Below are 19,709 nucleotides of genomic sequence, written 5' to 3' on the forward strand. Positions count from 1 at the left end.
CCCACGCGGGTGTCAGCCTCCGGCGTCGTCGCGGTGCTGGTGGGCGACGAGCCGGGCGTAGGCGCCGTCACGACCGGCCAGCACCGCGGGCGGCCCGAACTCGGCCACCCGCCCCTGCTCCAGCACCGCCACGAGATCGGCGGAGCGCAGGGTCGAGAGCCGGTGCGCGATGACCAGCGTCGTCGCGTCCGGTCGCGCCTCCCGCAGCGCGTGCAGGATCCGCTGCTCGTTCTCCGAGTCCAGGTTCGACGACGACTCGTCGAGCACCAGGATCGGCGCTCCGGTGAGCAGTGCCCGCGCGATGGTCAGCCGTTGCCGCTGCCCGCCGGAGAGCAGCGCCCCGCGTTCGCCGACCGGGGTGTCGTAGCCCTGCGGCAGCGCACTGACGAACGCGTGCGCGCCCGCGTCGCGGGCGGCGATCTCCAGGTCCAGGTCGGACGCGTCCGGGGCGGCCAGCCGCAGGTTGTCGGCGACGGTCCCGGCGAAGAGCTGCACGTCCTGCGGCACGAGCCCGACCAACCGGCGCAGCTGGCTCAACGGCATGTCCCGCAGGTCCTGACCGTCGATCGTGATCCGCCCCGCGTCGGGGTCGTGCAGCCGCAGCAGCAGGTGCGCGGCCGTCGACTTGCCCGCGCCGGAGCGCCCGGCGACCGCGACGGTGACGCCCGCGGGGATCTCCAGGTCGAGCCCCTGCAGTACCGGGCGCCCGGGCCGGTAGCCGAACCAGACGTCGTCGAACCGGACGGTGGGGCGAGCGACCGGCACCGGCTCGGTGGCGGTGTCCGGGACGGCCTCGGGCTGGTCGAGCAGCTCCAGCACCCGGCGCGCACTCGCGCGCAGCGGCGCGAGCATCGACGCCATCCCCACCGCGGCGGTCACCGGGCCCATCGCCGCCATGACCACGGTGACCGCGACCGCCGCGGCGGGCAGCGTGATCGTGCCCGCACCGGCGAGGCCGAGGGCCACGACCAGCACGGCGACCGCGGTGCCCGCGGACAGCGCGTCGGTCACCCCGCTCTGCGTCCCGACGGCGCGGGCGTGCGCCAGCCGCAGCCGGCGCACCGTGTCGCTGCCGCGCGCGATCCTTCCCCACCAGGCGTCGGTGGCGCCGTGGACGACGAGCTCGCGCATGCCCTGCACCCCGTCGACGACGTCGGCGTTGACCTCACCGACCGCTGTGGACAGCGCGTCGGAGCGGCGGGCGCCGCGGCGGGCGAGCAGCTCGGGGACGAGCCCGGCGAGCAGCATCCCGACGACGGCGATCAGCGCGACCCACGGGCTGATCACGGTCAGCGCGACCGCAGACGCCAATCCGGTGGCCCCGGCCACGAGCGCGCCGACACCGAGGTGGGCGAAGAAGCCCTCCAGGGCGTCGACGTCGTTCAGCACGGTGGTCGCGAGGTCGCCGCTGCGGCGCCCCTGCAGGCTGCCGGGCGCGCTGCGTTCCAGGGCGTCGAACAGCTGCAGCCGCAGGTCGGCCTGGGCCCGGAAGGCGAAGGCGTGCCCGAACTGGCCGAGCGCCCAGGTCCCCACCGCCGCGACGACGACCGCGACGACCGCCCACACCGCGCCCGTGACCAGCGCCGACGACGGTGCTCCGGACGCCGCGGCGCCGACCGTCCAGCCGACGGTGCCTGCGGAGACGACCGCGCCCACCGCCTCGGCGACACCGCCGACGACCGCGACGACCAGCGCCGCACGCCCCGACCGCAGCCGGCGCAGCACGGCGAGCAGACCGTCGCCGCCTCCCCCGCGCTCCGCCTCGGGCGGTCGCGGAGCCTCCACACGTTCGGCGGTCGTCGTCATCGCGCCGCCACCTCCTCGTCCCGGTTCCCGTCCTGTGCGGCGATCAGTGCGGCGTAGCGGCCGCCGGCGGCGACCAGCTCGTCGTGCGTGCCGGTCTCGACGACGGCACCGTCGTCGAGCACGGCGATCCGGTCCGCCCGCCGCACGGTGGACAGCCGGTGCGCGATGACCACGACGGTGCGGTTGCCCCGGTCGGCGTCGAGTGCGTGGACGATCGCGGCCTCGGTGACCGCGTCGACCGAGGCGGTGGCCTCGTCGAGGACCAGCACCGGTGCGTCGGCGAGCAGTGCGCGGGCCAGCGAGAGTCGTTGGCGTTGCCCGCCGGAGAGCCCGGCGCCGCGTTCGCCGAGCACGGTGTCGTAGCCCTCGGGCAGGGCGACGAGGTCGTCGTGGACGGCGGCGGCACGGGCGGCCCGCTCCAGCTCCGCGTCGGAGGCGTCCGGCCGGGCGAGACGCAGGTTGGCCCGCACGGTGTCGCCGAACAGGTAGGTGTCCTGCGCGACCAGCGCGGTCGGGACGGCCCCGCGCGGCACCGACGCCAGGTCGGTCCCGCCGATCCGCACCGCACCGGCCTGCGGGTCGGCGAAGCGCAGCAGCAGCGACGCGACCGTGCTCTTCCCGGCACCGGACGGCCCGACCAGTGCACACGTCTCACCGGCCGGGACCTGCAGGGACACCTCGCGCAGCACCGGCCGCTGCGGGTCGTAGCCGAAGGTGACGTCGTCGAGGGCGACCGGCAGCGCGCCGTCGGCGGTGGGGAGCGCGCCGTACCCGGTGGTGGGACGGGTCGGCGGCGTGGTGTCGAGGAGGTCCTGGATGCGGCGGGCGGCGTCGGTGGCGGCGTAGCTGGTGTGGAACGCGCCGGCCAGGACGCCGATCGGGCGCAGCGCCTCCCGGGTCAGGAACAGCGCCACGAACGCGGTCCCGACCGGCAGCACGCCCCCGGCGACCCGGAAGGCCGCCACCAGACCGACGAGCACGACGCCGCCGACGATCCCGGCCGCGTAGATCCCGCCGGGAACGAGCGCGATCGCCATCTCGCGGTTCCACCGGCGGACGAGCCGGTCGGAGGTATCGGCCAGCTCGTTCCGGCGGCGCCGGGCGGCGTCGACGCTCTTCAGCGTGACGATGCCCTGCAGCGTGTCCAGGAACTCCGCGCCCAGCCCGAGATAGGCGTCCATCCGCTCGGAGCCACGCTTCTTGAGCGGGCGGGTCCACAGCGGCGGCAGCACAAGGGTGAGCACGGTGACGACCGCGACGAGCAGGGCCAGCACCCCGTCGCGCGGGGCGAGCAGGGCGACGACCGCGACCGGTGCCGCGAGGGCGGCGATCAGCGAGGGCAGGTAACCACCGAGGTAGCCCTCCAATGCCTCGGCGCCCTCGACCAGCGACTCCCGCAACGCTCCGGTGCGGGCTCCGGTCAGGTGCACCGGGCCGAGCTGCGCCAGCCGGTCGAACGCGCGCCTGCGCACCCGCAGCGTCGTCGCCGCACCCGTGCGCGCCGCGAGCACGTCGGCCAGCCACAACAGCACCGCGCGCAGCACGACGACTCCGGCGAGCCCGAGCACCGGCCCGGCCAGGGCGCCGACCTCGCTGCCGTGCACCACTCCGGCCAGCAGCCCCGCGAGCAGGAACCCCTGCGCGAGATAGCAGGCCAGGACCGCGAGCCGGACGACGGTCACCGCCGCGATCCAGCCCCGCACCCCCTCCGACAACGCCAGTACGGGATTGCGCCCGCCGCTCACCGTCTCCATGCGCCGCACGGTACTGACTGTCGGTCAGTCATTTCAAGAGCGGTTATCGTGACCGGGTGACCCGAGGCGACGCCACCACCACCGGCCGCGCACCCCGCACCAAGCCCGCACCGCAGCGGCGCCGGGAGCTGCTCGACGCCGGACTCGAGGTGTTCCTGGAGAAGGGTGTCGCCGCGGCGACGCTCGACCAGATCACCCGCGCCGCGGGCATCGCGAAGGGCAGCTTCTACCTGCACTTCGAGTCCAAGGAGCACCTGCTCGCCGGGCTGCAGCAGGATTTCGAGACCCGCATGGTCGAGCGTGCCGACACCGTCGCCGAGGCTGCGGGCGACGATCCCGCGGCCCGGCTCGACGCGTGGCTCGACGCCGCGTTCACCCACTACCCCGACGACGTCGCCCTGCACGACGTGCTGTTCCACCACCCGGTGCTGGCGACGCCGCATCCGGACTCCGAGGACGACCGCCGCGACCTCACCGACAGCCTCGCCGACGTGATCGAGCACGGCCGATCCACCGGGCTGTTCACCGTCGACGACGTCGAGCTGACCGCGACGCTGCTGTGCAGCGCGCTGCACCGGATGTTCGACCGGCTGTGGCACCGCTCCGACGACATCGCCACGGAGCGGATGCACACCGCGACGCGGACGCTGTTCCGCCGGGCGGTGGGCCTGCCGGACGCCGCGTCCGCTCCTCAGCCGGCCGGTGCGGCCTCGATGACCGAGTAACCGAGCAGCGGCAGCGGGTGCACCACCATCGAGAAGCCGGCTGCGGTGAGCAGGGAGCGGTACTCGGGCTCGGTGCGCCACCGGCCGCCGAGACTCACGACCGAGTTGATGTCGTCGAGGTAGAGCCGGGCAGGCACCGAGCCGTCCACCGTGGTGGGCAGCATCTGCTCGACCAGCAGCAGCCTGCCGTCCGCGGCGATCGCCTCGCGGACGTTGGCGAGCAGGCGCGCGACCGCGGCGTCGGCGGCGTAGTTGAACAGCACGGACTTGCAGACGTAGAGGTCGGCGGGTGGCACGGAGTCGAGGAAGTCCCCGATCCTGATCTCGCACCGGTTCTCGACGCCTGCCCGGGCCAGCACATCGGGGGCGTGCGCCGCGCCGTCGGCACGGTCGAGGAGGACACCGCGCATTCCGGAGTGGACGGCGAGGACGGCCGCGATCAGCGGGCCGCTCCCACCGCCGATGTCGACCACCGTCGAGAAGCGGGCCAGGTCGACCGCCGCGAGCACGTACGGCGTGACGCTCGCGGTCTCGTCGATCATCAGCCGGTCGACCTGCTCACGGGTCACCGACCCGTCCGTCCAGCCGACCGCGGTCATGTAGTCGCTGCCGTGGACGTGCTCGAACGCCGACTGCCCGGTCCGGACGGAGTGGTCCAGGGCCGGCCAGGCGTTCCACATGGGGTCGTCCAGCGAGACGGCGAGGAACGCGTACATCGAGTCCGGGACGTTCGGGCGTAGCCGGTGACCGCGTGCGGTCAGCCGGAACCTGCCGGGCTCCCCTTCGGCCAGTACGTCCAGGGCGGCGAGCGCGCGCAGGGTCCGCAGCACCGTGGGGGCGTGCCAGCCGGCCTCGTCGGCGAGGCTCTCGGCGGTCACGGTCCGCTCACCGATCCGCTCGGCCAGCCCGAGCCGCAGGGCGGCGCGGAGCAGGAACGGCGCCGCATACGCGTCGGCCAGTTCCAGCAGCCCGACGTCCAGTTGCCCGGCGTTCTCCTCCGCCACGACGGCTCCTCTCCTAGAGTCGGCTCACCATCCCGGTTGGAGACGACGTGATGTCAACCGACGACCACACCGTTGCGATCGGTGCCGCCGCCGCACTGTTCGGTCTCGCCCCGTCCACGCTGCGCTGGTGGGAACGCCACGGTGTGCTCCCGGCCGCCCCGCGCACCGGCGGGCGGCGGCGCTACGACCGCCGCGAGCTGCGCCGGATCGGCCTGGCGCATCTGTGTCGCATCAGCGGCGACATGACGCTCACCCGTACCGCCGCGGTCGTGTCCGCGGGGACGACGCATGCCGCCTGGCAGGGCGAGGTCCGCGGCGAGCTCCGCCGGCTGGACGCCGAGATCGCCCGGCTCGACACCGCCCGGGAGCACCTGCGCCATCTGCTGCAGTGCGTCGACGACGACCCCGCCGCCGACTGCCCGTTCCTCGACGACCTGCTCGCCCGGGACACCCCGCGTGGCCGGTTCCCGGAACGGGATCCGCTCGTCGCGGCACGGTCGGCCGCAGCCGCGCCAGCCGGTGCCGCCCGTGACGGATCTGCAGGGTTTCGTCACGACGAGCGCCGTCGCGGCTGTCTGCAGTGCGGCACCGCCCTGACGGCGCGCAGCACCGGCCGCCGGGCCTCGTACTGCTCCGCCGCGTGCCGTCAGCGGGCGTACCGGCGCCGCCACGGAGTGACGTAGATCGACACCGCCACGGAGTGGCGTAGATCGACACCGCCACGGAGTGGCGTAGGACAGTGCCTGCGCCGGGTCGGCCCTTGCGCCCTCCGCGACCGGGGTGGTGTGCTCGCCCCATGCTGACTGCCGTTCAGTCACTCCAGGATTCGGTCTCCCGCCGTTCCCTGCTCGCCGGTGCCGCGGCCGCAGGGGTACTCACCGGATGTGCTCCGGCGGGCGGGCGGTCCGCCGAGCGGACCACTCCGGGCTTCCCGCGCTCGGTGCAGAACGCCTCGGGGGTCACCGACATACCGGCCGCGCCGACTCGGGTGGTCAGCGCGCTCGACTACGACGACCTCGACGCGGTGCTCGCCGTCGGCGTCGTCCCCGTCGCCTTCGGCCACTCCCCCTGGCTGGTGCCGGACCTGACGCCGTGGGCGCAGGGGGCGAGCCGATCGGTACGCCTGGAGGGCTCGGTCGCCGAGGTCGGCCTCGAGAAGATCGCCGCCCAGCGACCCGACCTCATCGTCGCCGCGGCGGGGCTGATCGGGGACAAGCTCCGGCCGCTCCAGGCGATCGCACCCACCGTCACCGTCGAGCTGCGTGACGGCGACTGGCGGCGCGGCACCGCGGTCGTCGGGCGGGCCACCGGACGCGAGGCACAGGCGACCGCGGCGATCGATGGCGCCGAGACCGGACTGGCGGCAGCGCGTGATCGGCTCGCGGCGATGGCGGGCACCCGCGTCGCGGTTCTCGGGCACTACGGCGGCGGCATCCGGGTGGACAGCGTCGACGACGGCCAGGCAGGCGGCGGCGTCCTGCTCCGCGCGCTGGGCCTGACGCCCGTCGACCCGGGCGCGGCACCCGGGACCCGGCAGATCTCCGACGAAGAGCTCAGCCGGTTCTCCGATGTGGACGCCGTCGTCGTGCAGGACTTCGGCACGACGACCGCGCAGCTCCTCGCCACGCCCACCTTCGCCCGGCTCCCCGCCGTGCGCCAGGGACGCGTCACCCGGCTGGACCCGGCCGCCACCCGCGCGACCTACCTGCTCAGCTCACTGTCGGTCCCGTACGCGGCGGACGCGCTCGCCTCGGCGTTGCTCGGGATCCGCCGCTGAACTGCAGAGGGGTCTAGGAACGCAACGCCGACGGCGGCAGCCCGTACTCCCGCTTGAACGCCCGGGTGAAGGTGTCCGGATCGGAGAACCCCGCCTGCCGCGCCACCGCGGTCACGGTGGCGCCGTCCCGCAGCAGCGCGCGGGCGTGCCCGAGCCGCTTGCGCCGCACGTAGGCCGCGGGCGACTCCCCGGTGTCGGCGAAGATCTTGTGCACCAGCCGGACCGACACGTGGTGCTCGGCGGCCAGCTTGTCCACGGTCAGATCCGGGTCGGCGAGGTGGTGGTCGACGTAGGCGCGCATGGCCGCGTCGAGGGCTCGGGTGTCGATCCGGGAGGTGGCCGGGCGGCCGACCGGCAGCAGCGCTCCGCGCAGCAGGGTGACCGCCGCGTCGGCCAGCAGGTCGTTCTCCGCCGGGTCGCGCGGGCGGTCGCCGTCGGCGCCGAGCGTCGTCATCAGGTGGGTCAGGGCGGTGAGGCTCGGTGAGTCCGGCAGCACGCGCGCGGTGAGGTCGTCGAAGGCGTGCCCGTTGCGGCCCAGCACGCGGCGCGGCACCTGCAGCACCAGCTCGGCCATCCGGCCGGGGAAGCGCAGCGAGTAGGGCACCGACGCGTCGTAGGCGGCGGCCTGACCGGCCCGCAGGTCGGCGGCCCGTCCGTGCTGCTCGACCCGGCCGCGGCCGACCCGGTGCAGCGACAGCAGCAGGTCCTCGCGCGGCTCGCGGGTGATCGTGCCGGAGCCCCGGGAGACGACCGATCCGTCGCTGGCCACGCGCGTCACCGAGACGCCTGCTGCGAGTTCGGTCTGGTCGAGTTTCGCGGCGAAGCGGGGCGCCGTCGCCTCCACCGCGAGGGGCACGAACGCCGCGCTGCACGCGTCCGCCCACTCCGACACCGACCGCACTGTGACCGGGGTCATCGCGGTCCAGTCTACGAACCGGCCCCGTCCCCCACCAGCGGTGCGCCGTTTCCCTTGTGTTTCCGCGGCCGCGGATCGTGTTGCACGTGCAGAAAGCGCCGGATCGACGGGCGCATCCTGCACGGATCTCCGGCTGCGGTGCAGGAATCGCCGGGCCGCACCGCGAACTCCGCTCCTAGTTTCGACCGCACTCCCGGGGCGCCCGGCCCCGGTCCGGTTCGGAGGAGGCAACGGTGAGCGACTACACGACGCAGTTCCGTGCAGCGGTGGTGCAGGCGGAGCCGGCCTGGAACGACGTCGAGGCAGGCGTCGAGAAGACGATCGCCCTGGCACGCGAGGCGGCCGAGGGCGGCGCGGACATCATCGCGTTCCCGGAGGTCTGGATCCCGGGCTACCCGTGGTTCCTCTGGCTCGACTCGGTCGCCTGGCAGTCCCAGTTCACGCTGCCCTACGCGCAGAACTCGCTCGAGGTCGGCAGCCCGCTCTGGGGCCGGATCGAGAAGGCCGCCCGCGAGCTGGGAATCGCGATCTCCCTCGGGTTCAGCGAGCGCGACCACGGCTCGCTCTACATCGCCCAGGCCTTCATCGGCGCCGACGGCGTCACCCGCACCGTGCGGCGCAAGCTCAAGCCCACCCACGTCGAGCGGACGCTGTTCGGCGAGGGCGACGGCTCCGACATCCAGGTCATCGACACCGAGTTCGGCCGCTTCGGCGCCCTGAACTGCTGGGAGCACCTGCAGCCGCTGGCCAAGTACGCGATGTTCTCCCAGGGCGAGCAGCTGCACGTCGCCGCCTGGCCGAGCTTCTCGATCTTCGAGGGCGCGGTCTACGCGCTCGGCCCGGAGGTCAACACCGGCGCCGCGCGGCAGTACGCCGTCGAGGGCCAGACATTCGTGCTGTCGCCGTGCGCGATCGTCGGCGAGGCCGGGCAGGCGCTGGTCGCCGACACCGAGCAGAAGAAGCAGTTCCTCGCCGTCGGCGGCGGGCACGCGCGGATCTTCGGCCCGGACGGCCGCGAGCTCGCCGAGCCGCTGGCGCCGACCGTCGAGGGCCTGCTGTTCGCCGACATCGACTACTCGGCGATCCTCGCCGCGAAGAACGCTGCGGACCCGGTCGGGCACTACTCCCGCCCGGACGTCTTCCGGCTCCACTTCGACAACTCCCGCAAGGCCAAGGTCGTCGACCGCCCGCTGTCCCCGGGCGCCGAGCAGCCCGCCGACGACGACCTCGCCCAGGTGTTCCCGGGCTGAGCACCGCTTCCCGGCCCGCCGGTCTCCGGACGAATCGGAAACCGGCGGGCCGCGCACCGCCGCGGGCGGCAGGATGAGCGGCATGAGCCCGCACGCCGTCATCTCCGGAGCCAGCATCGCCGGGCCCGCCCTGGCCCACCAGCTCAACGCCCGCGGATGGCGGACCACCGTCCTGGAGCGCGCGCCGCAGCTGCGCGAGGAGGGCCAGAACATCGACATCCGCGGCGTCGGCCGCGAGGTCTGCCGCCGGATGGGCATCGAGGACGCCGTGCTCGCCGCCGGCACCGGCGAGGTCGGGCTGCGCTTCGTCGACGACGACGGCGCCGCGATCGCCGTGTTCCCCGCCGGTGAGGGCGACACCAACGGCGGCACCGCCGAGGCCGAGATCCTGCGCGGTGAGCTGTCCCGGATCCTCTACGAACGCACGCCGGACACCGACTACCGGTTCGGCGAGCAGATCGCCGGGATCACCGAGGGCGACGACGGCGCGACGGTCACCCTGACAGGCGGCGACGTGCTCACCGCCGACGTCGTCGTGCTCGCCGAGGGCACCCGCTCGCGCACCCGCGACGCCGTGTTCACCCCGGCCGGGATCACCCCGGACATCACCGAGCTCGGGCTCTACATCGCCTACCTGACCATCCCCCGCACCGCCGACGACGACCAGTGGTGGCGCTGGTACTCCGCCGTCGGCTCGCGCAGCGTCAGCCTGCGCCCGGACAACCTCGGCACGACGCGGGTGTTCCTGTCGCTGCTCAGCAACATCCGCGGCCTGGAGGCGCTCGACCGCGCCGACCAGGCCGCGGTGCTGCGCCGCACCTTCGCCGACGCCGGCTGGCAGACCGGCCGGGTGCTCGACCGGCTCGACGACGCGCCGTACTACTTCGACGCCGTCGCGCAGGTCCGGATGCCGCGCTGGAGCACCGGGCGCACCGTGCTCCTCGGCGACGCCGCCTGGTCGCCCGGCCCGTTCGGCGCCGGCACGACACTGGCCCTGACCGGCGCGTACGTACTGGCCGGGGAGCTGCGCGACGGCGCCGACGTGCGTGGCGCGTTCGACCGGTACGAGACGACCATGCGGCCGTTCGTGGACAAGGCACAGGACATCCGGCCGTCGGTGCTGCGGGTGATGAACCCGCAGAGCCGCGCCGGGCGGGCGGTGAACCGCGTCGCGATGCGCGGGATGTCCGCCGTGGTGAACAGCCCGCTCGGCGGGCTGCTGGGCAAGCTCACCTCGCCTCCGGTGAACACGATCGAGCTGCCCGACTACGACCGCCCGCGCAGCTCCAGGTAGGCGAGGATCGCCAGCACGCGCCGGTTGTCGTCCTCGCTCTGCGCCAGGCCGAGCTTGTCGAAGATGCTGTTGATGTGCTTGCTGACCGCCTTCAATGACACCGAGAGACGCTGCGCGACACCAGCGTTGGTACGGCCCTCGGCCATCAGCGCGAGCACGTCGGCCTCGCGTCCGGTGAGCCGGTGCAGCGGGTCGTCGCCGTCACGCGGGGCGAGGAGCTGGGAGATCACCTCCGGGTCGATGGCGGTCCCACCGTCGGCGACCCGGCGGACGGCGTCGACGAACTGGCCGACCTCCATGACCCGGTCCTTGAGCAGGTAGCCGACCGCACCGGCGCCGTCGGCGAGCAGCTCGCGGGCGTAGAGCGGCTCGACGTGCTGGGACAGCACGAGCACCGGCAGCCCCGGGCGGCGGCTGCGCGCGCCGATCGCGGCGCGCAGGCCCTCGTCGGTGAACGACGGCGGCAGCCGCACGTCGACGACGGCGACGTCGAACTCGTGCCGGGCCAGGGCGTCGGCCAGCAGCGGGCCGGTGGCGACGGCGTCGACGACCTCGACGTCGTGCGCGGTCAGGAGGCGGACTATCCCGTCCCGGAGAAGGGCGAGGTCCTCGGCGACGACGGCGCGCACGGCACCTCCATCCTGATCTCGGTCGGGCCTCCGGCGGGACTGACGACCTGCACCGTCCCGTCGACGCCGGCGAGCCTGCCACGCAGCCCGGCGAGTCCGCTGCCGCGGCCGGGGTCGGCCCCGCCGTGGCCGTCGTCCCAGACAGCGGCGTGCAGTGCGGAGCCGGAACGGCAGAGCTCGAGGCGGGCCCGGCCGGCGCCGGAGTGCCGGTTCACGTTCGTGATCGCCTCGGCGAGTGCGAAGTAGACGGCGGTCTCGACGGCCGGACCGGCCGGTTCGTCGAGCGCGATGTGCTGCTCGACCGGGATCCGCGAGCGCAGGCACAGCGCCCGGACGGCCTCGGTCAGGCCGCGTTCGGCTAGCACCGGCGGGCGGATTCCGTGCACGGTGGCGCGCAGCTCCTGCAGGGTCTGCCCGATGGTCCGCTCGGCCTCGGCGAGCAGCTCGTCGGCCCTCTCCGGCTGCTCGCGCAGCAGGGTACGGGCCAGGCCGATCGTCATCCCGGTCGCGACGACGTGCGCCTGGGTCCCGTCGTGCAGGTCGCGCTCGACGCGGCGCATCACCGCGTCCTGTGCCTCGACGGTCGCGGCCCGGGTGCGCGCCAGCTCGTCGACCCGGCGGCTGAGGTCGGAGCGATGTTCCGGGGCGGCGAGGAACCAGCGGGACACCGCGGCGAGCCGGCGCAGGACCGGCAGGCCCACCAGGAACGGGAGCGCGAGCAACCCCAGGGCGACCGGCGCCAGTACCAGTGCACCTCCCCCACCGGGCACCGGTTCGAGGAAGGTCCAGCCGAAGAACAGCGACGCCCACATCAGCAGCGGGACCCCCAGCCCCGCCACGGCCTGCCACACCGTCCAGCCGAGGTAGCGCCAGAACGCGTCACTACCCAGCAGCCGGCCGAAGCGACGCCACACCGAGGGGCCCGGTTCGTCGATGAAGCGCAGGCCTGCGGGCTCCGGGATCGACGCGTCGAGCCGGCGACCGGCCGCGGCCCGCTCCTCGGCCGCGAGCAGCCGGACCAGCGCGAACACCCCCACCAGTACCGGGACACCGAGCCCGGCGAGCGGCAGCAGCACGACCCCGGCGACGAGCAGGCACAGCAGCAGCCCCGCGGCGACGCCGGTGAGAAGCAGCCGCCACACGCCGGCCGCCCAGGCCTGCACGAAGCGGACGAGCCGCATTCCGATCACCTCCCCCGCGATCCATCCTGGCCGATCCCGTCCGTGCGCAGGAGGGCGACGGCTCCCCGGGCGGGGGTGGACCTTCCTCCCCCGCCCGGGTGGAGCACCGGAGCTCCGGGTGTGGACCGCGCACCCTCCTGCTGCTCGGCGCAGCTCGCGACGATCGATCTCGTCCGATCAGCAGCCGCGTTTGAGGGGACCAGATGAGTGCGCTGGCCGTGTTCCTGAACCGCGCCGTCGTCGACCAGCCGTCGATGGGGGCCGTCGCGCCGACGTCGGGGGTGGTGGCGCGCCGGATGGCCGCGCTCATACCCGGCGCGCCCGGTGTCGTGGTCGTCGAGCTGGGGGCGGGTACGGGTGCGGTCAGCGCCGCGCTGGGCCCGAAGCTCGACGGCCGCGGCACCCACCTCGCCGTCGAACGGGACCCGATGATGCTGGCGGAGCTGCGCCGGCGGGCGCCGTGGGCACACCGGATCCCCGGCGACGCCCGCGACCTCACCGCTCTGCTCACCACCGCGGGTGCGGGTCCGGCGGACGCGGTGCTGAGCACCCTGCCGTGGTCGTGTTTCGACGCGGCAGGCCAGGACCGGGTGCTCGAGGAGGTGCTGTGCGCCCTGCGCCCGGACGGCGTGTTCGCGACGGTGACCTACCGGCCCGCGCGGCTGCGCGCCGGTGGACGCCGGTTCCTGGACCGGATGCACGAGGCCTTCGGGGAGGTCGTCGAGACCGCGACGATCTGGGCGAACCTGCCACCGGCCCGGCTGACGATCGGCCGTCGGCCGCTACGGAGCGCATCGTGACCGCGGTGCCCGGTGCGGCCGACCTGCCGCTGCCCGTTCTGTTCGCGCTGGTGGTCCCGGTGCTGGTGGTCGAGGCGGGGCTCCCGGTCGGTGCGTTCGTCCCGGGGACGCTGGTCGCCCTCACCGCGGGGGCGCTCGCCGGAGGAGCCTCACTACCGGTGGCCGTGGCGGCGGTGGCCGCCGGGACGGTGGCCGGGGGCCAGCTGGGCTTCCGGATCGGGCGTGCCCGACGCGGGCGGGCGGCGCCGTTCGCGGTCGCGACGCGGCTGCCGCGGGGACCGTGGCGCCACGCCGGGCGGCTGCTCGCGGGGCACCCGGTGCTCACCGTGGCGACCGGTCAGTGGCTGTCCTGGGGCCGGGTCGTGACGCCCCGAGTCGCGGGCTGGGCCGCGGTACCGCCGGGCCGGTTCACCGTCGTCCACTCGGTGTCCGCGACGACCTGGGCGGCCGTGCTGACGACGCTGGGGCACCTCACCGGCGAGGCCGCGCGGGAGTCGGTGACCTCGGCGTACGGGCTGGTCACGGCCGTCGCCGGGGCTCTGCTGACCGTGCTGCTCGTCGGGCTCCGGCGCCGGCGTCGTGGTCAGCGCCGCGCGACCAGCACCCAGTCGTCGGCCGACGGCGGCCGCTGCTCGGTGCCCGTGGTCGCCGGGCGGTAGGTGCCGCTGCGCGGGTCGAACCACTGCATCCGGGTCAGGCCCTTGGTCGCGGCGTCGTCGAGGGTGAACTTCTCCCCCGACGGGCTGTAGACCAGCAGGTAGGAGCCGTCCGAGCCGCGGTTGGCGACGACCCGGTCCGCGCCCGAGCCGGCGTCGGAGGTCAGAGCGTCCTGGGCCGGGACGCCCTTGGTGAACGGCAGCGAGGTCATCAGCTGCCGCAGGTGCGCCATCTGCTCCTTGCCGGCCGGGAGCTGCAGGGCGTCGGTCCAGCTGCCGCGGGCACCGAGCGAGCCCTTGCCGCCGGGGCTGAACTGCCACACCGCGTGCGCTCCGTAGGTGTGCCCGGCGGCGCCGCCGAGGACGGCCCAGTACGCGTCGCGGCGGACGTCCTGCGCCGTGGAGAAACCCTTCTCCGGCTTCCAGCAGTACGGGTGGTCCTCGTAGATCGGCTCGCCGTCGACGAACGGCTTCGCAGGCGACGCGCCGTAGGTCTGCTCGACCAGCTTCTGCCGCTTCTCGTAGCGCAGGCAGTGCCCGCCCTGCAGCATGTTGAAGTCGAGCCAGTCGGACCCGGCGAACCACTGGGCGGAGGTCTGGTCGCCCTGCGGGTGGTAGGTCTTGAGCTGGGTGCCGCCACCGGCGTCGAGGCCCTTGGCCAGGGCGCCCCAGAGCTTCTCCTCGCCGTCGGCGGGGTGGTCGCCGCCGAGGGTCCAGGTGATGTTGTCGCGCGCGCCGTAGCGCTTGCCGAGGAAGCGGCCGTAGTCCTCGGCGTTGCCCTCGTTCACGACCTTGCCGGTCTGCTTGTCGCCCCACACCGGGTGGATCGCCAGGTAGAGACCGCGCTTCGCGGCCTCGTCGACGATGCCGTCGACGCGCTTCCAGTAGTCCTCGTGCTCGCTCGCGGTGCTGACGTCGCCGCTGATCGGCTTCGTCGACCCGGCCTGCGGGAAGATCGCCACCGTCTGGATCACGGTGTAGCCCTGGGCCGCGCGGGTGTCGAGGTAGCGCAGGACGTCGTCGTGGTCGGGCTTGCCCAGCAGCGCCCACGCGGTGTCACCGAGCCAGAAGAACGGCTTGCCGCCCGCGGTGAAGAAGCGGCCGTCGGTCTGCAGCCGCGGCAGGGGCGCGTCCGCCTGGGTGCGCGGCGCCGGTCCCGGGTCGGGCTTCGGCCCCGGGACGGGACCGCCGACCCCGGCCGAGGTCAGGGCGCCGACGGACAGGACCGCCCCGAGGGCGAGCAGCACCCGCCGGACGTGGCTCGAGGTCGTCGGGCGTGGCATGGCCCCTCCGGTCACTCCAGGCGTCATGATCGTCGGCGCCGACGGTACGTCGACGGAGCCCCGTTCCGACTCGTTCGTCCCCTTTTCGAACGAGTGGTGTCTTCGTCCTTTCGTGGCCGTACGCTGCTTCGCGTGCAGACCACCACCTCGCCCGCGAGCGTCGCCCGATGAGCGCCGGCCTGTTCGCCCTGTTCGACGACATCGCCGCGCTCACCCGGCTCACCGCCGCCTCGCTCGACGACGTCGCCGGTGCGGCCGGGCGGGCGAGCACCAAGGCCGCGGGGGTCGTCGTCGACGACGCCGCGGTGACCCCGCGCTACGTGCACGGCCTCAAGCCCGAGCGCGAGCTGTCGATCATCCGCAGGATCGCGGTCGGGTCGCTGCGCAACAAGCTGGTCTTCATCCTCCCGGTCGCACTGGTGCTCAGCCAGTTCGCGCCGTGGGCGCTGACCCCGATCCTCATGCTCGGCGGGCTCTACCTGTCCTACGAGGGCGCGGAGAAGATCTGGGAGTACTTCTCCGGGCACGGCCACGACGAGCAGTCGCAGGACGAGGAGACCGGCGAGGACCCGAAGGCCCGTGAGAAGCGAGTCGTCTCCGGCGCCGTGCGGACCGACTTCATCCTCTCCGCCGAGATCATGGTGATCGCGCTGAACGAGGTCGCCACCGAGGCGTTCGTCGCGCGGGCGATCATCCTGGCCGTCGTCGGCGTGCTGATCACCGTGCTGGTCTACGGCGTGGTCGCGCTGATCGTGAAGATGGACGACGCCGGCGCGGCGCTGGCCGAGCGCGACTCCGCGGCGGTGGCCGGGTTCGGCCGCGGCCTGGTCAAGGCGATGCCGATCGTGCTGTCGGTGCTCTCGGTCGTCGGCGTCGCGGCGATGCTGTGGGTCGGCGGGCACATCCTGCTGGTCGGGATGGACGCGCTCGGCTTCCACCCGGTCTACGGGTTCGTGCACCACCTGGAGGAGGTCGTCACCGGGGCGACCGGCGCGCTCGGCGGGGTGCTGGGCTGGCTCACCAACACGGTCTTCTCGGCGATCCTGGGCATCGTCGTGGGGTCGGTGATCGTCGGGCTGATGCACCTGATCCCGAAGCGGGACAAGAAGACCGGGGATGGTGAGCAGAGCCGGGCGGCCGAGGGTTCCGAGGCCGGTGAGTCCTCTCAGTCGTATCAGTCCTCTCAGCCGTCTCAGTCGTCCGAGTCCTCCGCGTCGTCCGAGTCCACGGAGCGCTGACGCTCAGCGCGCCGGGAGCCGCTCGGCCAGGCCGGTGGCGAGGTGGTCGAGCACCGCGGCGACCCGCCGCGGCGGATGTGCGTCGTGCACCGCGAGGAAGTCCGCGGGCGGGGTCGGGACGTCGTCGAGCACCTGCACCAGGTCCCCGGCGGCCAGCAGCGGCGCCACCTGCCACAGCGAGCGCATCACCAGCCCGCGCCCGGCCAGGCACCACGCGGTGGCGACCTCGCCGTCGTTGCAGGTCATGGCGCCCGTGACGCGGACGGCGGTGCTGTCGGCGGGCGAGGTGCCGAAGCGCCAGTGCGCGTAGGCGGTGTCGGTCTCGCGGATCACGATGCAGTCGTGGCCGGCCAGCTCGGCGAGTTCGCGGGGCGTACCGCGCCGGCGCAGGTAGTCCGGGGCGGCGCAGACGACCCGGCGGTTGCGCACCAGCGGGCGCGCGTGCAACCGCGAGTCCGGCAGCGGCGCGGTGCGGATCGCGAGGTCGTAGCCGGTGCCGCCGACGTGCACCGGCAGGTGCGACAGCTCCAGGTCGACCCGCAGGTCCGGATGCGCGGCGGCGAACGAGCCGAGCAGCGGCGCCACGTGGGCCCGCCCGAACCCCATCGACGAGTGCACCGCGACCCGGCCGTGCAGCCGCCCGGAGCCGCGGCCGACGTCGTCCTCCAGGTCGTCGATCTGGCCGAGGACGTCGGCGGCGCCCGCGGCGTAGCGGCGGCCCTCGTCGGTGAGGGTGAGCCGCCGGGTGCTGCGCTGCACCAGGCGGGCGCCGAGTCGCCGTTCCAGGCGGGCGAGCCGCTTGCTCACCGCCGACACCGAGACGCCCCAGACCCGCGCGGCCTCGGTCAGCGTCCCGGCGGCGGCGACGCCGCTGAAGAACCGGAGGTCGTCGAGCTCGGGCAGGTCCACCGCGTCCTTCTTTCCTCCGGCGAAAGACTGTGCGGCGCATTCTGCGCTGTTCCGCTTCGTTCTCGCGCCTCAGGCTGGAAGCAGCAGGCCGGAAGCACTCGGAACGAACGAAGGAGCAGCACATGACCCGCACCCACCGCATCGCCGTCATCCCCGGGGACGGGATCGGCACCGAGGTCGTCCCCGAGGGCCTGCGGGTGCTCGATGCCGCCGCCGAGCGGTTCGGGTTCACGCTGGAGCCGGTCGAGTTCGGCTTCGCGAGCGCGGCCTACTGGCTCGAGCACGGCACGATGCTGCCCGGCGACTGGTTCGAGCAGCTCCGCGGTTTCGACGCGCTGTTCTTCGGCGCCGTCGGGTGGCCGGACGTGCTGCCCGACCACGAGTCGCTGTGGGGCAGCCTGCTGCAGTTCCGGCGCCGCTTCGACCAGTACGTCAACCTGCGCCCGGTCCGGCTGCTGCCCGGCGTCCCCGCGCCGCTGGCGGGCCGCTCCCCCGGCGAGATCGACATGTTCATCGTCCGGGAGAACACCGAGGGCGAGTACTCCAGCATCGGCGGCCGGATGTTCGAAGGGACCGAGCGGGAGACGGTGATCCAGGAGACCGTCATGACCCGCACCGGCGTCGACCGCGTGCTGCGCTACGCCTTCGAGCTGGCGAACAGCCGCCCGGAACGCCACCTGACCTCGGCGACCAAGAGCAACGGCATCTCGATCACCATGCCGTACTGGGACGAGCGGGTCGCGGCGATGGCCGAGCAGTACCCGGACGTCCACGTCGACCGGTACCACATCGACATCCTCGCGGCCCGGTTCGTGATGAGCCCGGACCGGTTCGACGTCGTGGTGGCCAGCAACCTGTTCGGCGACATCCTCTCCGACCTCGGGCCGGCCTGCACCGGCACGATCGGCGTCGCGCCGAGCGCCAACATCAACCCGACCCGGGAGTTCCCGAGCCTGTTCGAGCCGGTGCACGGCTCGGCGCCGGACATCGCGGGCAAGGGCGTCGCGAACCCGGTCGGGCAGATCTGGTGCGGCGCGATGATGCTGGAGCACCTCGGGGAGCAGGAGGCGGCGGACGCGGTCCTGGCCGCGATCTCCGACGTCGTCGGGCGGGGCGGGGACGTGACCACACCGGACCTGGGCGGGTCCGGCACCACCGCCACGCTGGGTGCGGCGATCGCCGACGCGGTCCGCGGGTGAGGTCGCCGACGACCCTGGCCACCTGATCATGTCGCGGCTACGTTGGGGTGACGTGAGCGCCGCCGACGACCTCGCCGATCTCTACCGCGACCTGCACCGCCATCCCGAGCTGTCCTTCGCCGAGACCCGCACGGCCGGGATCGCCGCCGCCCGGCTCCGCGACGCCGGCTACGAGGTGGCGGAGGGCGTCGGTGGGACCGGGGTGGTCGGCGTCCTGCGCAACGACGACGGCCCGACGGCGCTGCTGCGCGCGGACATGGACGCGCTGCCCGTCGCCGAGACCACCGGCCTGGACTACGCCAGCACCGCCCGCGGCGTCACCCCCGACGGCGAGGAGACCGCCGTCGCGCACGCCTGCGGGCACGACATGCACGTCACCTGCCTGACCGGCGCGGCCGCCGAGCTCGCCGCGGCCCGCGACACCTGGTCCGGGACGCTGCTGGTGGTGTTCCAGCCGGCCGAGGAGGTCGGCGGCGGGGCCAGGGCCATGCTCGACGACGGCCTCTACGACCGCTTCGGCACCCCCGACGTCGTGCTGGGCCAGCACGTCGCCCCGCTCCCGGCCGGGCTGCTGGCGCTCACCTCCGGGGCCGCATTCGCCGCCAGCGACACCGTGCGGGTCACGCTGCACGGCACCGGCGGCCACGGCTCCCGCCCGGAGACCACCGTCGACCCGGTGGTGCTCGCGGCGGCGACGGTGCTGCGGCTCAACACGATCGTCTCCCGGGAGATCCCCGGCTCGGAGACCGCGGTGCTCACCGTCGGCACGATGCGGGCGGGCACCAAGGAGAACATCGTCCCGGACACCGCCGAGCTCGGGATGACCGTGCGGTCCTACACCCGCGCCGTCCGGGACCGGGTGCTGGGCGCGATCGAGCGGGTCGTGCGCGGGGAGGCCGCCGCGTCCGGGGTGCCGAAGGACCCGGAGATCGCCTTCGGCGAGAGCTTCCCGGCCGTGATCAACGACGCCGACGCCTGCGAGCGCACCCGCGCCGCGCTGGCGACGGTCACCCCGCTCCCGGTCGTCGACCCCGGGCCGGTGACCGGCAGCGAGGACGTCGGCGAGTTCGCCACCGCCGCCGGGGCGCCGTGCGCGTACTGGCTGCTCGGTGGCGCCGACCCGGAGCTGTTCAGCGGATGCAGCTCGGTGGAGGAGATCCGCGACCGGGTCGGCGAGCTGCCGTCGAACCACTCCCCGCGCTACGCGCCGGTGATCGAACCGACCCTGACGACGGGGGTCGCGGCCCTGGTCGCGGCCGCCCGGGAATGGCTGCCCGCCCGATGATCG

At 74.1% G+C, this 19,709-nt stretch carries 18 protein-coding genes; 10 read left to right on the top strand and 8 right to left on the bottom strand.

What is annotated here, in order from left to right:
• Window positions 1–12 precede the first annotated feature (12 nt).
• A complete protein-coding gene (locus ACLE50_RS17345) occupies window positions 13–1,806 on the bottom strand; it encodes an ABC transporter ATP-binding protein (protein WP_410944609.1) in 1,794 nt (597 codons plus the stop codon).
• The gene (locus ACLE50_RS17350; RefSeq protein ID WP_410944610.1) at window positions 1,803–3,560 is read right to left on the bottom strand and encodes an ABC transporter ATP-binding protein; all 1,758 of its coding nucleotides are present in this window, start codon (window positions 3,558–3,560) and stop codon (window positions 1,803–1,805) included. The genes ACLE50_RS17345 and ACLE50_RS17350 overlap by 4 nt, the downstream gene beginning before the upstream one ends.
• A gap of 56 nt (window positions 3,561–3,616) precedes the next feature.
• Between ACLE50_RS17350 and ACLE50_RS17355 the strand changes: the two genes are divergently transcribed.
• Window positions 3,617–4,285 carry a TetR/AcrR family transcriptional regulator gene (locus ACLE50_RS17355; RefSeq protein ID WP_410944611.1) on the top strand — a complete coding sequence of 223 codons (669 nt, stop codon included), beginning with the start codon at window positions 3,617–3,619 and terminating at the stop codon, window positions 4,283–4,285.
• Here ACLE50_RS17355 and ACLE50_RS17360 read toward each other — a convergent pair.
• Window positions 4,252–5,289 carry a methyltransferase gene (locus ACLE50_RS17360; protein WP_410944612.1) on the bottom strand — a complete coding sequence of 346 codons (1,038 nt, stop codon included), beginning with the start codon at window positions 5,287–5,289 and terminating at the stop codon, window positions 4,252–4,254. The genes ACLE50_RS17355 and ACLE50_RS17360 overlap by 34 nt on opposite strands.
• A gap of 50 nt (window positions 5,290–5,339) precedes the next feature.
• On the opposite strand from ACLE50_RS17360, the gene ACLE50_RS17365 reads away from it, so the two are divergent.
• The gene (locus ACLE50_RS17365; protein ID WP_410944613.1) at window positions 5,340–5,972 is read left to right on the top strand and encodes a MerR family DNA-binding transcriptional regulator; all 633 of its coding nucleotides are present in this window, start codon (window positions 5,340–5,342) and stop codon (window positions 5,970–5,972) included.
• Between the two features lie 113 nt (window positions 5,973–6,085).
• Window positions 6,086–7,066 (top strand): ABC transporter substrate-binding protein, encoded by a 981-nt coding sequence (locus ACLE50_RS17370; RefSeq protein ID WP_410944614.1) that lies wholly within the window; start codon window positions 6,086–6,088, stop codon window positions 7,064–7,066.
• A gap of 13 nt (window positions 7,067–7,079) precedes the next feature.
• Here ACLE50_RS17370 and ACLE50_RS17375 read toward each other — a convergent pair whose 3' ends face one another.
• Window positions 7,080–7,982, bottom strand: a complete 903-nt coding sequence (locus tag ACLE50_RS17375) for an AraC-like ligand-binding domain-containing protein (protein ID WP_410944615.1) — start codon at window positions 7,980–7,982, stop codon at window positions 7,080–7,082.
• Window positions 7,983–8,215: 233 nt separating this feature from the next.
• Between ACLE50_RS17375 and ACLE50_RS17380 the strand changes: the two genes are divergently transcribed.
• On the top strand, window positions 8,216–9,232 hold the full coding sequence (locus ACLE50_RS17380) for a carbon-nitrogen hydrolase family protein (protein ID WP_410944616.1): 1,017 nt from the start codon (window positions 8,216–8,218) through the stop codon (window positions 9,230–9,232).
• Between the two features lie 82 nt (window positions 9,233–9,314).
• Window positions 9,315–10,526 carry an FAD-dependent monooxygenase gene (locus tag ACLE50_RS17385; RefSeq protein ID WP_410944617.1) on the top strand — a complete coding sequence of 404 codons (1,212 nt, stop codon included), beginning with the start codon at window positions 9,315–9,317 and terminating at the stop codon, window positions 10,524–10,526.
• Here the strand turns inward: ACLE50_RS17385 and ACLE50_RS17390 are convergent.
• Window positions 10,499–11,155, bottom strand: a complete 657-nt coding sequence (locus ACLE50_RS17390; RefSeq protein ID WP_410944618.1) for a response regulator — start codon at window positions 11,153–11,155, stop codon at window positions 10,499–10,501. The genes ACLE50_RS17385 and ACLE50_RS17390 overlap by 28 nt on opposite strands.
• Window positions 11,107–12,336 carry a sensor histidine kinase gene (locus ACLE50_RS17395; protein ID WP_410944619.1) on the bottom strand — a complete coding sequence of 410 codons (1,230 nt, stop codon included), beginning with the start codon at window positions 12,334–12,336 and terminating at the stop codon, window positions 11,107–11,109. Before ACLE50_RS17395 ends, ACLE50_RS17390 begins: the two co-directional genes overlap by 49 nt.
• A gap of 203 nt (window positions 12,337–12,539) precedes the next feature.
• Between ACLE50_RS17395 and ACLE50_RS17400 the strand changes: the two genes are divergently transcribed.
• Window positions 12,540–13,136: a class I SAM-dependent methyltransferase gene (locus ACLE50_RS17400; RefSeq protein ID WP_410944620.1), complete on the top strand. Its 597-nt coding sequence runs from the start codon at window positions 12,540–12,542 to the stop codon at window positions 13,134–13,136.
• Window positions 13,133–13,795 carry a hypothetical protein gene (locus tag ACLE50_RS17405; RefSeq protein ID WP_410944621.1) on the top strand — a complete coding sequence of 221 codons (663 nt, stop codon included), beginning with the start codon at window positions 13,133–13,135 and terminating at the stop codon, window positions 13,793–13,795. Before ACLE50_RS17400 ends, ACLE50_RS17405 begins: the two co-directional genes overlap by 4 nt.
• Here the strand turns inward: ACLE50_RS17405 and ACLE50_RS17410 are convergent.
• Window positions 13,720–15,075, bottom strand: coding sequence for a glycoside hydrolase family 140 protein (locus ACLE50_RS17410; protein WP_410944622.1), 1,356 nt, complete (start codon window positions 15,073–15,075; stop codon window positions 13,720–13,722). The genes ACLE50_RS17405 and ACLE50_RS17410 overlap by 76 nt on opposite strands.
• 167 nt (window positions 15,076–15,242) lie before the next feature.
• On the opposite strand from ACLE50_RS17410, the gene ACLE50_RS17415 reads away from it, so the two are divergent.
• On the top strand, window positions 15,243–16,313 hold the full coding sequence (locus ACLE50_RS17415; RefSeq protein ID WP_410944623.1) for a DUF808 domain-containing protein: 1,071 nt from the start codon (window positions 15,243–15,245) through the stop codon (window positions 16,311–16,313).
• A gap of 3 nt (window positions 16,314–16,316) precedes the next feature.
• Here the strand turns inward: ACLE50_RS17415 and ACLE50_RS17420 are convergent, their stop codons facing one another.
• A complete protein-coding gene (locus ACLE50_RS17420; RefSeq protein WP_410944624.1) occupies window positions 16,317–17,222 on the bottom strand; it encodes a LysR family transcriptional regulator in 906 nt (301 codons plus the stop codon).
• Window positions 17,223–17,344: 122 nt separating this feature from the next.
• On the opposite strand from ACLE50_RS17420, the gene ACLE50_RS17425 reads away from it, so the two are divergent.
• Window positions 17,345–18,421 carry a tartrate dehydrogenase gene (locus ACLE50_RS17425; RefSeq protein WP_410944625.1) on the top strand — a complete coding sequence of 359 codons (1,077 nt, stop codon included), beginning with the start codon at window positions 17,345–17,347 and terminating at the stop codon, window positions 18,419–18,421.
• A 52-nt stretch (window positions 18,422–18,473) separates the two neighbouring features.
• Entirely contained in the window at window positions 18,474–19,706 is a 1,233-nt protein-coding gene (locus ACLE50_RS17430) for an amidohydrolase (RefSeq protein ID WP_410944626.1), read from the top strand.
• Window positions 19,707–19,709 lie beyond the last annotated feature (3 nt).

Origin of the sequence: Pseudonocardia phyllosphaerae, assembly GCF_046546475.1 — a bacterium.
Taxonomy (GTDB): domain Bacteria; phylum Actinomycetota; class Actinomycetes; order Mycobacteriales; family Pseudonocardiaceae; genus Pseudonocardia; species Pseudonocardia phyllosphaerae.

Coding starts and splice junctions, on each gene's coding strand:
- ACLE50_RS17415 (WP_410944623.1), top strand. CDS start 15,243: ATGAGCGCCGGCCTGTTCGCCCTGTTCGACGACATCGCCGCGCTCACC.
- ACLE50_RS17350 (WP_410944610.1), bottom strand. CDS start 3,560: ATGGAGACGGTGAGCGGCGGGCGCAATCCCGTACTGGCGTTGTCGGAG.
- ACLE50_RS17365 (WP_410944613.1), top strand. CDS start 5,340: ATGTCAACCGACGACCACACCGTTGCGATCGGTGCCGCCGCCGCACTG.
- ACLE50_RS17385 (WP_410944617.1), top strand. CDS start 9,315: ATGAGCCCGCACGCCGTCATCTCCGGAGCCAGCATCGCCGGGCCCGCC.
- ACLE50_RS17345 (WP_410944609.1), bottom strand. CDS start 1,806: ATGACGACGACCGCCGAACGTGTGGAGGCTCCGCGACCGCCCGAGGCG.
- ACLE50_RS17410 (WP_410944622.1), bottom strand. CDS start 15,075: ATGCCACGCCCGACGACCTCGAGCCACGTCCGGCGGGTGCTGCTCGCC.
- ACLE50_RS17400 (WP_410944620.1), top strand. CDS start 12,540: ATGAGTGCGCTGGCCGTGTTCCTGAACCGCGCCGTCGTCGACCAGCCG.
- ACLE50_RS17370 (WP_410944614.1), top strand. CDS start 6,086: ATGCTGACTGCCGTTCAGTCACTCCAGGATTCGGTCTCCCGCCGTTCC.
- ACLE50_RS17395 (WP_410944619.1), bottom strand. CDS start 12,336: ATGCGGCTCGTCCGCTTCGTGCAGGCCTGGGCGGCCGGCGTGTGGCGG.
- ACLE50_RS17375 (WP_410944615.1), bottom strand. CDS start 7,982: ATGACCCCGGTCACAGTGCGGTCGGTGTCGGAGTGGGCGGACGCGTGC.
- ACLE50_RS17425 (WP_410944625.1), top strand. CDS start 17,345: ATGACCCGCACCCACCGCATCGCCGTCATCCCCGGGGACGGGATCGGC.